14 protein-coding genes and 1 other RNA gene are annotated in these 14,967 nt (G+C 43.3%); 3 read left to right on the top strand and 12 right to left on the bottom strand.

Going from position 1 to position 14,967, the window contains the following annotated elements:
* The first annotated feature begins 89 nt into the window (after window positions 1–89).
* Together ACQKD4_RS03660 and ACQKD4_RS03655 are read left to right on the top strand one after the other, a co-directional pair.
* Entirely contained in the window at window positions 90–1,385 is a 1,296-nt protein-coding gene (locus ACQKD4_RS03660) for a DNA polymerase thumb domain-containing protein (RefSeq protein WP_427372505.1), read from the top strand.
* A complete protein-coding gene (locus tag ACQKD4_RS03655; RefSeq protein ID WP_214746123.1) occupies window positions 1,382–1,711 on the top strand; it encodes a YolD-like family protein in 330 nt (109 codons plus the stop codon). The genes ACQKD4_RS03660 and ACQKD4_RS03655 overlap by 4 nt, the downstream gene beginning before the upstream one ends.
* On the opposite strand, the gene ACQKD4_RS03650 is transcribed toward ACQKD4_RS03655, so the two are convergent.
* From ACQKD4_RS03650 to ACQKD4_RS03620, 7 genes are all read right to left on the bottom strand, one after another.
* Window positions 1,708–3,264 carry a SulP family inorganic anion transporter gene (locus tag ACQKD4_RS03650; protein WP_427372504.1) on the bottom strand — a complete coding sequence of 519 codons (1,557 nt, stop codon included), beginning with the start codon at window positions 3,262–3,264 and terminating at the stop codon, window positions 1,708–1,710. The genes ACQKD4_RS03655 and ACQKD4_RS03650 overlap by 4 nt on opposite strands.
* A 228-nt stretch (window positions 3,265–3,492) precedes the next feature.
* Window positions 3,493–4,134: an ATP-binding cassette domain-containing protein gene (locus tag ACQKD4_RS03645; protein ID WP_427372503.1), complete on the bottom strand. Its 642-nt coding sequence runs from the start codon at window positions 4,132–4,134 to the stop codon at window positions 3,493–3,495.
* A gap of 11 nt (window positions 4,135–4,145) precedes the next feature.
* The gene (locus tag ACQKD4_RS03640) at window positions 4,146–5,639 is read right to left on the bottom strand and encodes a hypothetical protein (protein ID WP_427372502.1); all 1,494 of its coding nucleotides are present in this window, start codon (window positions 5,637–5,639) and stop codon (window positions 4,146–4,148) included.
* A 12-nt stretch (window positions 5,640–5,651) separates the two neighbouring features.
* Window positions 5,652–6,431, bottom strand: coding sequence for an ABC transporter permease (locus ACQKD4_RS03635; RefSeq protein ID WP_427372501.1), 780 nt, complete (start codon window positions 6,429–6,431; stop codon window positions 5,652–5,654).
* 3 nt (window positions 6,432–6,434) lie between these two features.
* A complete protein-coding gene (locus ACQKD4_RS03630) occupies window positions 6,435–7,175 on the bottom strand; it encodes a permease prefix domain 1-containing protein (RefSeq protein WP_427373263.1) in 741 nt (246 codons plus the stop codon).
* Window positions 7,168–7,524 carry a PadR family transcriptional regulator gene (locus tag ACQKD4_RS03625; protein ID WP_427372500.1) on the bottom strand — a complete coding sequence of 119 codons (357 nt, stop codon included), beginning with the start codon at window positions 7,522–7,524 and terminating at the stop codon, window positions 7,168–7,170. The genes ACQKD4_RS03630 and ACQKD4_RS03625 overlap by 8 nt, the downstream gene beginning before the upstream one ends.
* Window positions 7,525–7,706: 182 nt before the next feature.
* Complete coding sequence (locus ACQKD4_RS03620; RefSeq protein WP_427372499.1) at window positions 7,707–9,119, bottom strand: NAD-dependent epimerase/dehydratase family protein; 1,413 nt, start codon at window positions 9,117–9,119, stop codon at window positions 7,707–7,709.
* A gap of 374 nt (window positions 9,120–9,493) precedes the next feature.
* On the opposite strand from ACQKD4_RS03620, the gene ACQKD4_RS03615 reads away from it, so the two are divergent.
* Entirely contained in the window at window positions 9,494–9,994 is a 501-nt protein-coding gene (locus tag ACQKD4_RS03615) for a hypothetical protein (protein WP_427372498.1), read from the top strand.
* 138 nt (window positions 9,995–10,132) lie between these two features.
* On the opposite strand, the gene ACQKD4_RS03610 is transcribed toward ACQKD4_RS03615, so the two are convergent.
* From ACQKD4_RS03610 to smpB, 5 genes are all read right to left on the bottom strand, one after another.
* Entirely contained in the window at window positions 10,133–11,170 is a 1,038-nt protein-coding gene (locus tag ACQKD4_RS03610) for a hypothetical protein (protein ID WP_427372497.1), read from the bottom strand.
* Window positions 11,167–12,978, bottom strand: coding sequence for an AAA family ATPase (locus ACQKD4_RS03605; RefSeq protein ID WP_427372496.1), 1,812 nt, complete (start codon window positions 12,976–12,978; stop codon window positions 11,167–11,169). The genes ACQKD4_RS03610 and ACQKD4_RS03605 overlap by 4 nt, the downstream gene beginning before the upstream one ends.
* 854 nt (window positions 12,979–13,832) lie before the next feature.
* Complete coding sequence (locus ACQKD4_RS03600; protein WP_427372495.1) at window positions 13,833–13,976, bottom strand: alcohol dehydrogenase; 144 nt, start codon at window positions 13,974–13,976, stop codon at window positions 13,833–13,835.
* A gap of 114 nt (window positions 13,977–14,090) precedes the next feature.
* Window positions 14,091–14,446: a transfer-messenger RNA gene (gene ssrA / locus ACQKD4_RS03595) on the bottom strand.
* Window positions 14,447–14,495: 49 nt separating this feature from the next.
* Window positions 14,496–14,966: an SsrA-binding protein SmpB gene (gene smpB, locus ACQKD4_RS03590; protein ID WP_214693541.1), complete on the bottom strand. Its 471-nt coding sequence runs from the start codon at window positions 14,964–14,966 to the stop codon at window positions 14,496–14,498.
* Window position 14,967: the final 1 nt, after the last annotated feature.

Below are 14,967 nucleotides of genomic sequence, written 5' to 3'. Positions count from 1 at the left end.
AAATATTTTCAATTCACTATTTGAGACGGCGTGAGACCGTGTTACGATGAGAAAAACAGAACATTTGTTCGTAAAAAGGAGTGGTGACGATGCGCAGACGAATCTTTTGTATCGACAGCGTCTCGTTCTATGCCAGTTGCGAGTGTGCCGCGCACAACAAAAATCCTTACCACACGAAGCTCGTCGTCCTCTCGAACCTCCAGGATAGCGGGGCGCTCGTCCTGGCGGCGACCCCGAAGATGAAGCAGCTCGGCATCAAGACCGGGTCGCGTCGCTTCCACATCGACCGTCTTCCGTGGCACGAACGGCGGGATGTTTTGTATGCCGAGGCGCGGATGAGTCATTACTTGAACGTCTCCATCCAAATCATCCACATCCTTCATCAGTTCGCTCCGCCCGAAGCGATTCGCGTCTACTCGATTGACGAGACGCTCGTCGACATGACGGGGACGGAGCGGCTATTCGGAAGTGACGAGCACGTCGCCCACCTCATGCGTGCGACGATTTTTCGCTATACGGGCATCCCTGTGACGATTGGCATCGGACCGAACAACGTCCTCGCCAAGCTCGTCCTCGACTTGCATGCGAAAAAGAAAGGGGTCGCCACATGTTTCCTCCATGACGTCGAGCGACTGATTCACCCTGCCCCAATCGAGAAGATGTGGGGCGTCGGGACGAAGATGGCGGTTCACTTGCAACGGCTCGGCATTTTCACGATTGGTGATTTGGCCCGTTACCCCCTGGAGTCACTTCATGAAAAATTCGGCGTCATCGGTGCCGAACTCTGGCATCACGCCTGGGGCATCGACGAGTCCCCCACCATCTTGCCGGCGAGTTCCTTGTTCGGGGCGAAACGGACACGACCGAAGTCAATCGGACACGGGATCACCCTCATGAAAGATTACACGACGTACTCCTCGATCCGTCTCGTCCTACAAGCAATCGCGGTCGAAGTCGGGATGCGGACCCGGCAAGCGGGACTCGTCGGGGGTACGATTCATCTCGGGGTACGCTATACGCGGACGAGCGACCGAGGTGGGTTCAGTAAACAAAAGAAGCTCCCCCGCTTCACAGCGGACGAGCAAGAGTTTTTACCCATCTTATTGCAACTATTTTTAGACGGCTGGGAAGAGACGGAGGCCGTCCGCTACGTCTCGGTCGCCCTCGGCAAACTCGAGCCACGGAGCGACCACGTCCAATTGTCGTTCTTCGAAGACGAATGGGCGAAGGCGAAACGGCTCGACTTCCTCGATTTGATTGACGGTTTGAACGTCCGATTCGGTCGCGGCACGATCCGACCGGCGTCGAGCTTACTGAAAGACAGTCCGCTTCGGACGCGCCAACGCTTAATTGGCGGACATAAACAAGGAGGCGATTCCTCATGAGCAAGACCCGCTATCGTGACCGGGGTGAATTGAAATGGATCCCATTTCTCATGCCCGAGCACGTCGCCCTACTGAAACGTTACTATGCCCAAATCCAAAAGATCGAGCTACCCGATTTGGACGAACAGCTCCTCTATCTCTGGCAGACCGAGCTCGAACGCGCCATTCGTGAAGGCGATCAGGTCGAGGTGACCTTGTTCGTGGACGGCTTGACGAAAAGCATGCGCGGCTACGTCCACGCCATCTATTATGCCGAGCGCGAAGTCGAACTGTTCGACGGTGAAGTACGGCGCGTCCCGTTCGGTGACATCTTGTCCGTTCGTTAAGACGCCTCGATTGCCTCTTGTGTTGTCTCGAACGTCTCCATCCCGTCGAGTAGCCCATAGTGAGCAAGCGTCGCATGGACCGACGGTGACAGATGCGCGAAGATGACGTGACGGTCGGCAGCTTTCAGTTCGGTGACGACACGACGCAACTCCTCGACCGCGGTCACATCGATGACCGGGCAGCGGTGGAAGTTGAAGATGAACACGCTCGGTTCCCGATGAATGTGATGGAGGACGTGCTCGAACAGCTCGACCGCACCGAAAAAGAGGGGGCCTTCTACACTGAAGACGATTTGTCCGTCCCGCGTGACGTACCGTTCTGTCCGTTCACGCACGTCGATCGTATCCGCCATCCGCTTCGCGAAGAGCGCGAGCGCACAGATGACCCCGACCTCGACGGCGACGACCAAATCAACGAATACCGTCAATAGTAGCGTAACGAGAAGGACGAGCGATTCGGATGAACGATGTCGTAACATCGCCATCACGTGATGACGCTCGGACATGTTCCAGGCGACCCGCATCAAAATCGGAGCGAGTGCGGCGAGCGGCACGTAACTCGCGAACGGTGCGAGGATGAGCACCGCAACGAGGACCGTGATGCCGTGAATGACACCGGCGCGTCGGCTGACCGCTCCCGCCTGAATGTTTGTCGCCGTCCGAGCGATGGCACCTGTCGAAGGGATTCCGCCGAAGAACGGCGTGATCACGTTCGCGATCCCTTGTCCGAACAGTTCCTTGTCCGGCTTCATCTTCGTCCCCGCCATCCCATCGGCGACCGTTCCCGATAAGAGTGACTCGAGCGCACCGAGGAAGGCAATGGCGAACGCAGACGGAAGGAGCGTGGTGATCAAGTCGACGTCGATCGCGAGCCAGTTGAATTCCGGCAGTCCGCTCGGGATGCCGCCGTATGCACTTCCGATGGTCGCGACCTCACCCGGGATGAAGAGACTGACAAGCGTCGGGACGAGCATCGCCATGAGTAAGAGCGGTAATCGAAACGGCAGCTTCGGTACGAGCCAAAGCGTCAAAAAGCCGATTCCGGCAATGACAATCGGCCATTTCGACGCTTCAGGCAACGCTTGACCGAGACGAAACAAGTTCTCGTGAAAATGTGGCGCCTTCTCAAACGTGACCCCGAACAACTCATCGAGCTGGTCGACGAAGATGACGACGGCGATCCCGGCCGTGAAGCCGATGGTGACGGCACGGGGCATGAAGCGGATGAGCCGTCCGACCCGAAGCACACTCATGAGGAGTAGTAAGATCCCCGCAAGAACGGTCGTGACGAGCAACCCCTCATATCCGTATGCGAGAACGACACCCGAGACAATCGGGATGAACGCTCCCGTCGGTCCAGCAATTTGGAACGTCGAACCTCCGAACAGGCTGACGAGGATTCCTGCGAAGATGGACGTGTAGAGTCCATACACCGGCGGGACCCCTGAGGCGATGGCGAATGCCATGGCGAGCGGGATGGCGACGACACCGACCGTGATGCCGGCCGAGATGTCTTTTTGCCACATCTCACGTGTGGAGAGTGAGTCTTGCATCATACATTCCTTCTTTCCAATCAGTTCAAAAACGAGTTTAGTGTACGCCTGGAAAGAGGGCTTGTAAACGGGTTGAGAAAAACGTTAACAGAATGTACAAAAGAACTTTTAATCATCAGTTTAAATTGCTTTTGTTGAATACGACGTGAATAATTCTTCTCATCTATCATCAATTTGATTGAAACATACAGAAAGACGTACCTCTTAGATACATCTACACGGTACAACTTATACAATTTTCTCAAGCTTGCCACGGTTGATTCGATAGACATCCTCACATAAGTAATCGATATCCTCTTGATTGTGACTCGTCATTACAATCGTCTTCCCTTCTTCTCGGAAAGCAAGTAATAGTTCACGTAACGATTCGACACTATCATGATCTAATGCATTGAACGCTTCATCCAAAATCAAGATGTGTTGGTTTTCCATAATCGCCTGAGCGATAGCAAGTTTTTGCTTCATTCCAAGCGAATAGTTTTTCACTTTTTGTGAATTGTCTGGGTTTAATCCCAAAATCAACATTGTCTTTCGAATTCTCTCTTCATCAATCTGATTTTGAATTTGTGCCAGTTCTTTTAAGTTTTCAAATCCTGTCTTATTGGCAATATAACCTGGACGATCGATAATCATACCGACACCTTCCGGGAACCGTTGCTCTTTTCCAATTTGTTTCTCCTCAACGTAAACCTCTCCATGATCAGGGAACACAAATCCACACATCATTTTGAACAAGACGGATTTGCCAGATCCGTTCGGTCCGACAATTCCGACAATCCGCCCTTGTGGAACAGTCAAATCCACCGCATCAAATAACAAATTGCCTTTGTAGGATTTCGTTACATTTTTTAATTCGATCACTGCAGTCATATTCATCCTCCTCATACATGCAAACTTCTTCTTAACAACAACGTGATCCCGAGCATCAGTACAATAAGTGCCCCAATCAACTGTATAAAAACGGTCCACATCGAAGTAGACTCAAGAACGATTAACGCGTTCATTCCGATTGGTAACCAGTTGACATGCAGACTTGGAAATAAAAATAAAGACAACAGACCGATAACGGTCGGTACAACATATACTTCTCGAATCATCCAAGACAGCATGAAGCAGAGCAACGTATACACGAGACACTGCAAAACAGTACTCACAAACAGAAAACCTAAAACGCTCGCGAAGGTATACCCCTGATAAGTTTGATGGACGTCAAATGGTACATTCGACAGAAATGCCATCAGTAAGGTCAGTCCAATTAAACTGAGTGTAAGGATTGAGAAGAACACAGTCTCCTGAAGGAGAATATTGCGAAACCAACGATGCGGACTCTTATAACGAATCAACTTGTAATGACTAATTTCCAAAAGTTCTCGCTGCATGCGAAGTTGACTCATATAGGTCGCACCAAAAAAGAGAATCACATAGGACATAAAGGACAAATAAGAAAAATAATCTGCCCCCACTCCAATGAAGGTTGCTACGATCACTTCATCAGCCGTCGCCCCTTCTCTCCTATTCAAAATTCCGTTGTAAGAAATATGAAGGATGGCCAACCCAGCATATAAAAGGTATGCTCCGTTCCCTCTCCATTGCTTCCACTCTATTCGTTGAATTGTTGAAAGTTGACGGAACAGTAGTCCCTGACCCAAAATCATGCCTGTCAGGATGAGCGTGGCCACAATCAAATTTGAATACGAAACGGACGTCATTGAAATAGATAAATATGTTGTCGGCGATAGAAATGAGAATTGCTCGGGAAATAGTTTAAATCCAACGACCCCAAGTAAAAATGTGAAGATCGCCTGTGTGTACAACCATCCTTTTTTAACATGAAGAAGAAAAATCCCAGCTAACGAAAAATGAACTGTCGTCAGGAAAAGGAACCATAAACAAAGTTGAACGGGTAACGGGTACCAAGGAAGCGAGAAGCGACTTTGCAATACACTCGTCGCATTGACCTCGGTGACCATCTTCGTGTAATCACTCCAACCGACTTCATATGGCAGTCCAATCATCATCAGCGTACTGAGTATAAACAACACGGTAAAGAGCGGTGCGGCCTCTACAAAAAATAGTTTTAGCGTTCGGTAAATCCAAGCTTGTGGAGTCAACATTCGAATGAGTACCTCATGACGATACTCCCGAATCAAAATTCCAACTGATAAAAATAACATGACAGGAAAGACAAAGTACGTCAGAAGATACATATCCGTCATAAGGGCATAAAACCCGTCCCATACATTCACTTCGACCTGATTCAAACGTACCATGTCTAATATCTGTCGTTTTACCCTCAAACTATAGAGAAAGATGATGACCCCAACAAAGAGCCAGCTCCTTTTTGTAAATTCATTCATCAATCGATCAACGACCATCACTTCTCCTCCTCAAAAACTCCACTCCCGGCGTGACCGTAGATGGAATAAATAGATGCCGACACCAATGGAGAGAAAAAGAAGGAATGGCACGAAAATTGTCCAAATCGGTTGTGCCGTAATATTAAACGGAAATAGTGTGCTAAGCGGCGAGAATTTCGGAACCTGAAAAATCCCTGCCACAAAATTAAGAATATGGTATGCCAAAAATGGGATAGAGATGGCTACAAATAAGTTGTCGAGTGTCAAAATCAACAGATACGCCATCGTCGCATACAACGACCCGTTCACACCAATCCAAACAGCATAAGAGAATCCATAGAGCATCGGATGAATATCTTGCAAAAAGGAAAACGTCGTAGTCGGGATCACTACTCCGTCTGTCACAGCGGTGTACTCAACTAAATGGAATAGAGGTTCCACGTACATGACAAATAAAAACGTCATGAAAATCATGGAGAATAGTACGATTCCGCTCAAAATCGCATTAACCAAACCTTTCGCAACCAGATACACAGATAAATCAATACGTGTTCGTGTATACGTCAAAAAATTGTGCCGATATTCAGCCAAGATATTTGGCAAAAAGATTAAGATGGCTAGCACCGGAAACAGCATGGCAGGAATGGTAGATACACTTTCTTCAAACACCTCGATTGGGCTAAAGAACTCATACCGATCCCGAATGGTCATAAATTGCACGAACGGCACGATGAAAATGATACCGATGTATACCATGAGAGAACGAGGTGTCCATAAATTAGTGAATTCACGTCGAATAAGCTGCTTCATTCGTTAGTCCTCCTTTTCCGTGGAGACCAATTGATTGGCCATCCAATAACCGAGCACGTTCAATAACAATAAAAGCGCGAGACTCCACACGTTCAATCGTCTGTTTATATGTAGATTGATCACACCCCATACCATCGATAAGACCAGATAAATCGTCAATCCAATCAATAAAAGGAAGCTGCCGATTTTACGTGGATCAATGACATCAATGACAACCAGCAATCCGTTCTCCAAATATGAGATTTCATTCGAGATGAGTCCCACAGCACCCGACCACCGCTTAGCATCTGAGAAGACCTGTTCAGAATTGCTGTAATCTGAAATCGTCACACCATGAATCAATCGACTCGTCTTGAGAATGGCTTGACTCATTTCTTCATCTGTTGAAGATTCAACAATATTCAGGTATACGGCATCCGCAAACACCAAATCATAACGCCCACCAATGACAATCGACGTGATGAATAGGAACATCGATACAATCGCGATGCTAAATCCGATTTGAAACAGTTGTTTCGCAAAACGATTTTGTTGAATTTGCATCATATGTATGATTGATTCCGCTTGCTCAGCCCCTCCAAACCGATTGAATGCAATGCGAGTGGCGTCTGACTCTGAGTGACCTTTAATCATCAAATCATGAATCGACTGCTCTAAATGAGTTCGCGTCTCCTCTTTTAATTCAATGGTTTCTTGAAGGCGCGGGTCAGCGTTTTGATAGAGTTCGTCAATGTATTCATCCACGTGCTTCAAACGAATCACCTTCTTCATGCAAAAATAGGTCCATCAATTGTTTCACAAGACGCCATTCCACTTTCTTTCGTGCCAGGACGGCTCGTCCATCTGTCGTGATCCGATAATACTTCCGCCTTCCCCCTGACCCTTGCTCATCTCCCCAATAAGATTCCACACTCCCTTTCTTCTCAAGACGTTTTAAGGATAAGTAGAGTGTCCCTTCTTTTAATTCGAACGCTTCATCTGTACGTGTGTGTATGACTTTGGCAATTTCATAACCATACATATCCTGATTGTTGAGTAACGACAGAATCATCGTATCGATATGACCTTTCAGCATTTCTTTATCGATTTCCATAGTGCCCTCCATTCATCACCTAATTCAACTTACCTAATTTTCCCACGCTAATACCTCGTTATGCAATGTATTTTTGTTTTTGAGTCTTATGGGTACATCAACATTAAAAATCAGATGAAAATCGAGACCATTGGGCATAAAAAAAGAAGACAGGGTCACTGTCTTCCACTACTTCATCACATTTAATTCGTCGGAGCCTCTACGACTTGATCGCCGTCTTCCGCGTCTTTCGCCAGCAACTTCACGTGACGACCGAACAACCACATGACGACGAGATGGGCTTTCGCCTGCGTCTTCGTATAGAACCACCACGGAAGTGCTGGTACGAACTCATGGATGGCGACGAGTCCTTCATCCGACTCCGGTAATCGTCTAAATTCGAGACGTCCCGTCTGATCCTCTTCACTCAATTTAACGAACTTCCCCCCGTCAATCGCAAAGGATGCCATATCGTCCGTCGCTTCCTGTTCAAGTGATAGATGAAGTGCGACGAATGACGGATCGAGCAGTGCGATCTCCCAATCATCGTCTTCTTTCGTCGTCTGAATGAGCGGATACATAAAACGACCGAGCCACTCGAAGTACGTGTCCGCCATCCAAAGCGCCGACTTTTCCTCTGGCAGACCGAACCGCTGAATCGAACGGACGGTATACGATTTCGGTTGCTTTTTCTTCTTGCCGCCTGAGGATTGCTTCTCTTCTTCTTCAAGCGCATGTTCGACAGCCTGTTTAAACGGGATCTCTCCCTGTCCAATGCCTTCCACGGTATCTTCTGCCACCATCGCATGCCCCATGCTCTCGACGAGCGGATAGACGGTCGCCTTCGGTTCACCCGTGACGGCCATGACCCACAGGCGCGACAGTTTGATTGTCGGGAATGGGAAGTCGAGCAGAACGCGACGCTTGTCCATAACCTCGGCCGTCTGTTCAATCATCTTCCGATACGTCATCACCTCGGGCCCGCCGATGTCGATGTGACGGTCATAAAGCGACTCGGCACCGACGACCGAGATGAGTGCCTGAACGGCTTCACGGATGTCGATCGGATGCGTCTCCGTCTTCGTCCAACGTGGCAAGATCATCGTCGGCAACCGTTTGACGAGTTTCACTAAAATCGGGAACGATGAGCCTTCCGGACCGATAATGAGCCCCGCCCGAATCGTCGTTACCGGTACGCCTTGTCCGCCGAGGATGCGTTCGACCTCGAGTCGGCTCTTCAAGTGACGTGACAACGTCTTCTCTTGTTTCGGAATGATGCCGCTCAAATAGACGATCTGCTCGATGTCGTTCGCCTTCGTCGCCCGAGCGAAGTTATCCGCAATGAGCGCATCCATATCTTCAAACGTCGCCTGCGTCAAGCCACCGTCCGGAATCATCGAGTGGACGAGGAACATGGCGTAGTCCGCTCCCTCACACGCTTCTCTGGTTGCCTCATATGAAAATAAGTCACAGGCATGCCATGTGATATGGGCTTCATCTTCTTTATTCTTCGTCGATCGCGACAACGCGATGATATCGTACTCTTCTTTCAGCTGTTCCATCACATTCGAGCCGATATAGCCGCTCGCCCCCGCAATGACAATCGTTTTCCGCATAAAGCTCACTCCCCTTAGTGTTCACATAGAGGTAATGTACCCGTCTTTTCGAAAAAATAAATCAGTCTAAGTATGTAGAGCCTGCCCGTTCGATTCGTAATAAAATGAGAATAATTAGAAAAAGGAGGAATATTCATGGGATTCTGGTATTTTCTTTTGCTTGGATTGGGAATGATCCTCGTCGTGAATTGATCTTAATCGGGATTGTGATGATCGGAGTATCCATATTTATATTCCAAGATGGCAGCGCGGACTTGGTCGCAAGTTGGTTTGATCAAATCACGGGTCGATAGACCAGCAGTAGAATAAATCGATAGTACCCGTTATGAGATTGGTAACGAACGAACTTCAATTCATGTGGAGGGACTACGACGATGAAACAGTTCAAACGAGTAAGTGCCATGGCGTTATTCACCTTGATTGGATTTGTTCTTTTCCATTATGCGACAGAGTCAAAGACAGGATCCTCTGCATGGACGACGGAAGCTGCGACACATCACTTCAAAGACATCTTAGACGCGCAACGAGTAGCAATTGAAGCACATACCCCGCTCGAAGATATCGAGCGAACGAAACTATCGCACGAAGATGATCTCGTTCGACTCGTCCTCGGTCAGCGGGATTGGGTCGAGCAGTTCCAATATACGATTCAGGATGTGCAAGTGGAGGAAAAAGGCGGTTTCTTATATGCGAATGCATATGTGACGAGACATCTTACATTCCAAAACGGTGTAACGACTGGGCTTGGTGACGAGATGACGATTCAATTGAGATCTCCGAATGAGGCAATAGAAGAAGTCGAGCTTGATAATCATAGTGTGACACAATCGGAACAACCTTTTTTCAAACGCTGGGTCAACCGAGTGTTGGATTGAATAAATCCCACTATCCAATTGGAAGGTGGGATTATTGTTAAAAAGATAAATCGAGACCAGTAGCATCATCTAAAATTTTTCCGTTTTCCGCTGCGTAATTGACACGAATATCGGCTCACCGTAAGATTTCGTTTAAAGTTAATACATAAAATTTTTTGTTTCTTGAAGTAAAATATCTCGCAACAACTTATTTAAAATTAATTTATCATCCCATTTTTTGTTAGGCATCAATATTTGTTTCAGTTCTTCTTCACTAGAGAAAAAACCTCCAAACGCATCATATAGTTGTTTCCTATAAATATAGTTGTAAAGATAAGCTTTTTTTATAGCGTCCTGTACAGTAGTTTTATGATAAATATTATAAATGTATAAAACTTTAAATAATTCGATATTTCCTTTTATCTTCCTTGCTATATCCGATGGAACATTTGAATAATCAAGCTGAATATTAAAATCATCCCCTATACCCAAGAACATATTCACATAATCAATCTCAGTCGATTCATCATTTAAATTTAGTTCCCTTACAACTTTAGGAACTATGATTTCTTCTTTGTTTTCAACCAATTCTTTTGAAAACGAAATATTTTCGATAATTCCTTTCTCGTATGGAGAATAAAAGTTAATAACATCCATTTCTTTTCTGCCTTTAAAATCCGAGTTGCATACTTTGCAACAAGGGACTAAATTATAAATTGAAACAGAAAATATAGGATACCTAGCTTTATCGATAAAGTGATCTAATGTTCCTCGAGTTTTCCCATCGGATGACTCATATAAAAATATATATTGAGTAGCACAATATGGACAAATATTAATCTGAAGTAATTTTTGAAATTCATACGCATTAAAAACTTTATCCACATAGAATTTTAAATATTCTTCATGAAAAATATCTAATTCTTTTACAAAAACAATTTGTTTCTCCTTTGAAAGCCTATTTAACCTTTTAGAAAATTCTTCTTTTATCTCAAAAAGAGTCTTTATATTGCCAATAATAATATCCTCTAAATTTCGCAGTATGAATTTATATAGTGCCTTTTCATATTTGCTATCCTCATTTTCATACTTAAACAATAACTTTTGATATAATCTATTCTCTTTGGATTTGTTTTCACCAAAAATAAAATCCTTGTGTCTTCTAATAATTTCATCAGAAAGCGATATCTCAATCATTTTTCTACCTGAAGTTTCTTTAATTCAAATAGTTCTTTTTCTAACGATTCAATTCTTGATTCAAGGCCTTGCTCTTGAACCAGTAAAATTTTGTCATTGAAAATTTGAATTAATTTATTCTTTATAATTGGCTCTCCAACAATATCAATAAAACGCTTAATTTCTTCTTTATTCTCCTCAACTTTATTTGGCGATACAGAAATTAGAGAGCCAACAAAAGTGTTGATTTTACTTTTTGCAAACTTCCCCATCAATCCATCATTGATAAAAAATGAGTTAGTTAATAATTCATTAATATTTGCTCCAAAAGTTCTTGGACTGCCTTCTATTTCCTGATTAGAAACCGTTGATGTTTTAGATAAAAAAGTAACGTTATAATTGGGAAAATCAGATAAAATAAAAGGTGAGTGAGTAGTCAAAATAACTTGCACATTGCCCTTAAATAAAATTTCTATCATTCTTAAAAAATGGAAAAGCCAATCCTTTTGCCATTGAGGGTGAAAATATAAATCACATTCGTCTAAAATCAGTAGATAACTTATTTTTTGCTTAGATGTCTTACGACTTTCGTCAAACTCCAATTCATATAAAGCATTGTAAAAACGCCCGAAAAGATTTAACAAGCTCAATTGACCGCTACTCATTTCAGACCAATGAAAATTTAAAATCCGCTTCTCATAAAATTGTTTACGATACAAGGAAATCAAATTTTGTGAAGAAGTATCATTCTCTTTAATATAAAAGGTATTCTTGTCTTCAATAATATCGGTTGATTTAATCGCCTCAATAATATTCGAATATTTTTTGAAAACTCTAGATAATTCCAACCTGATCTTTTTATATTTTTCATCATAATTTTCTTTCAATAAATTCAGAACATTAATATATATCATTTTTAAAAAATCAGATTGTAAACGTGGTGATGAATAATAAGCGTTTCTAACATTCTCTTCACTTACATCATTATTTTCTAATACTTCAGCGATATCTAGACAATAATGTTGCAAGAATCTAACTATTATCTCTTTCTTAATTTTAACTTCTTCATTTAAATCTGGAAAATCACTAAGAAATTCTTTTTTTGATATTTCATCAATTAATGAATCTACATCCGATGCCCAATAATCATCCCGCTTTTCAAAATATTCTAGATTTAAAATTATTTTTTCTGGGAAATCAAGTAATTTTCCCATCTCTAGTTTCTCTTTAAATTCATTTACAAAAAATATTTGATGACTAGCATCTTGTTTAAGAAAAGAATTCACATTGTCATATTTACAAAGTAAAGAATTTGTAGATATGTTTTTTACATTTGAAGATTTATTTTGAAAATTATATCTAAACTCATCTGCCTTAAAGTGTTCAAAATATCTGATGTCAAATACATTTGAAAAAAATAGAGTTCGTAATTCCGAATTAATTTTATTTGATATAGTTCTCTTACCTTGATGAATTTTTAAATCACTTACTTTGTTGTCTATCTTAAGCTTATCAAGTTTACTATCAATGTAAATTTTACTATCATTTTTAAATACTAAAACGAAGTCAGAAGTAATCTTAGCCTTATTCATGTAAAGAGTAATAAAATCTAAAATAGATGATTTCCCAGTACCATTTTCTCCAACAATGGTGGACATGCTGATTGAATTTTCAAAATCACTTACTTTGAAGAAATCTTCAATGAACTGACTATTCTTTTCTAATTTTAAAGTTTTATTATTTAAAGATAATTTAAGTTCTCCACCAAAGTTGGTTTGAAAATTGGCTATTTTTTTATATTTTTCAATCCATATAAAAATTATTTCCATATCAACTTCTCCTTTTGTATAAATTCCACACTTATACCATATCATCACATTTTGAAAAAACAACCATAAAAAAACATCAACTTTAATGAAGATAAAGGTTGATGTTTACTAAATAAAGATAACTTGAATTGAACCTGCGTAAGAAGCGATTATAAAGTATGCTTCTACATGGCATTGCGTAGTTTTTTTTAAAACTCGATGATAGCGTCGTTGCCCTATTAAACAAGTTTCTTCTCGTCACCATACTATAAGACAGCGAGATTCACACTGGTGAAATTTAGTTTTTTTCTGAAATAAGATTACTTTTGAGTAGATAAATGAGTAGAATGAATGCGGAAAAAGTAGATCACGGTGCATCAAACAGGAGCAGAAAACTCTCTTTTTGATTTGTTCGATATCAATCATTGTTTTTTCATGAACGTACTGAACGAGCACATCATACTGTTCGACCGTATTCAGTTTTTTGAATTTCTCCACATCCCCTTTAAAGCCCGTGAAATAATCACTTTGATACTCCGGGTTGTTGAAAAGTCTCAAATATTTCATATAGTCTTTGATTGTTATTTGACTCACGATGTGAGATAAAATAGCCTCAACTACTCTATCGGAGTTCTATTCTGATTTTTCGGCAATAGTGTAAAATCGTATCGAGCAAAAACTGTCAACTTTATTCTAGCGTTCACATTATCCTTTGGTATGTATATTTTCATGACGATTTTCAAAAAACAACTCGTAGTTTCTATTCAACAAAGGAATGCTCAATCCTTTGAATCCATTCAAAAACCTAATAATCGGTTTCCGCTATCCATAAAAAAAGGGATTATTGAGCAGTCACTCAATAATCCTTCACCAAATCACTTCTTATCTTGTTGCTTCTGCAAATACGCTTCACGAAGCTTGTTCAATCGTTCTTTCTTGTTCGAGACAGTCGGCTTTTTCCCGTCTTGGTATTTCGCCGCAGCTACTTTGCTTCTCGTGTCTAATTGATATTTCCCCATGTTCTTCACCTTCCTTTCTTTATGACTTCAATCAAAAGCAAAGACCCTCTAATCTCAATGAAATTAGAAGGTCTTCATGAAAATCATTGATCGCACTCGTTACAGACTGCTTCAAAATGGAGACGGCGGGAGTCGAACCCGCGTCCGAAGGCATCGTAACGTATGCTTCTACGTGTGTAGTTTATCTATTGAATCTCGATGTGACACTGCCGATAAACAGGCGTTGTCGCATCCAGTCTGTTTCATCTCTTCTTCGCGCCCTCAGACGGCGAGGTTGAAGCGTAGCTTGCTTAGTTTGAGACCCTGAAAGTCATCCACACAAGCGATGGATGTCAGGATCCGCAGGGCACTTAGGCTGCTGCGAGTTGTGTGTTAGTTTTGCCAGTTATAGGCGTTTGCGTTTTAACGAGGCCGACCCCTCGACACGCCACATACGACCGACCTACCCCCGTCGAATCCATAACGTCCCCGGGGTGGTAATTGGTACTATATTTAATATACCACAATCAGGATTCGTTGTCAGTATTTTTGCCGATCGCGCATCGCACGGTCAACGTCACGTTTCGCGTCTTTCTTCTTCAAGTCCTCACGTTTGTCGTACTTCTTCTTCCCTTTTCCGACGCCGAGCAGGCACTTGGCAAACCCGTTCTTGATATACACTTTGAGCGGGATGATCGTGTAGCCGTCACGCCCCGATGCCCCGATGAGCTGATTGATTTGCTTCTTATGCAACAATAGCTTTCGGACGCGGAGTGGTTCATGGTTAAAGCGGTTCCCCTGGTCGAACGGGCTGATATGACAGTTGTGAAGCGTCGCTTCGCCCCCGTCGAACCGGACGTACGCATCCGCGATATTGATCTTCGATTGACGGACCGACTTGATCTCCGTCCCTGTGAGCACCATGCCTGCCTCAATTGTATCCTCGATCGCGTAATCAAAGGATGCCTTGCGGTTTTGGGCGAGTGCGTTCGAATCTTTCTTCTTGGCCATA

The sequence above is a fragment of the Exiguobacterium sp. NPDC077395 genome, from assembly GCF_050269125.1.
Lineage (GTDB): Bacteria > Bacillota > Bacilli > Exiguobacteriales > Exiguobacteriaceae > Exiguobacterium > Exiguobacterium aestuarii_A.
Note: the sequence above shows the minus strand (reverse complement) of the source record. Positions and strands in the feature narration are given on the sequence as shown.

Excerpts from the sequence above, each read along its gene's own strand:
- smpB (WP_214693541.1), bottom strand. The coding sequence starts at position 14,966 with ATGGCCAAGAAGAAAGATTCGAACGCACTCGCCCAAAACCGCAAGGCA.
- ACQKD4_RS03600 (WP_427372495.1), bottom strand. The coding sequence starts at position 13,976 with ATGGGGAAATATCAATTAGACACGAGAAGCAAAGTAGCTGCGGCGAAA.
- ACQKD4_RS03615 (WP_427372498.1), top strand. The coding sequence starts at position 9,494 with ATGAAACAGTTCAAACGAGTAAGTGCCATGGCGTTATTCACCTTGATT.
- ACQKD4_RS03640 (WP_427372502.1), bottom strand. The coding sequence starts at position 5,639 with ATGGTCGTTGATCGATTGATGAATGAATTTACAAAAAGGAGCTGGCTC.
- ACQKD4_RS03625 (WP_427372500.1), bottom strand. The coding sequence starts at position 7,524 with ATGGAAATCGATAAAGAAATGCTGAAAGGTCATATCGATACGATGATT.
- ACQKD4_RS03650 (WP_427372504.1), bottom strand. The coding sequence starts at position 3,264 with ATGCAAGACTCACTCTCCACACGTGAGATGTGGCAAAAAGACATCTCG.
- ACQKD4_RS03660 (WP_427372505.1), top strand. The coding sequence starts at position 90 with ATGCGCAGACGAATCTTTTGTATCGACAGCGTCTCGTTCTATGCCAGT.
- ACQKD4_RS03645 (WP_427372503.1), bottom strand. The coding sequence starts at position 4,134 with ATGACTGCAGTGATCGAATTAAAAAATGTAACGAAATCCTACAAAGGC.
- ACQKD4_RS03655 (WP_214746123.1), top strand. The coding sequence starts at position 1,382 with ATGAGCAAGACCCGCTATCGTGACCGGGGTGAATTGAAATGGATCCCA.
- ACQKD4_RS03620 (WP_427372499.1), bottom strand. The coding sequence starts at position 9,119 with ATGCGGAAAACGATTGTCATTGCGGGGGCGAGCGGCTATATCGGCTCG.
- ACQKD4_RS03610 (WP_427372497.1), bottom strand. The coding sequence starts at position 11,170 with ATGATTGAGATATCGCTTTCTGATGAAATTATTAGAAGACACAAGGAT.
- ACQKD4_RS03605 (WP_427372496.1), bottom strand. The coding sequence starts at position 12,978 with ATGGAAATAATTTTTATATGGATTGAAAAATATAAAAAAATAGCCAAT.
- ACQKD4_RS03635 (WP_427372501.1), bottom strand. The coding sequence starts at position 6,431 with ATGAAGCAGCTTATTCGACGTGAATTCACTAATTTATGGACACCTCGT.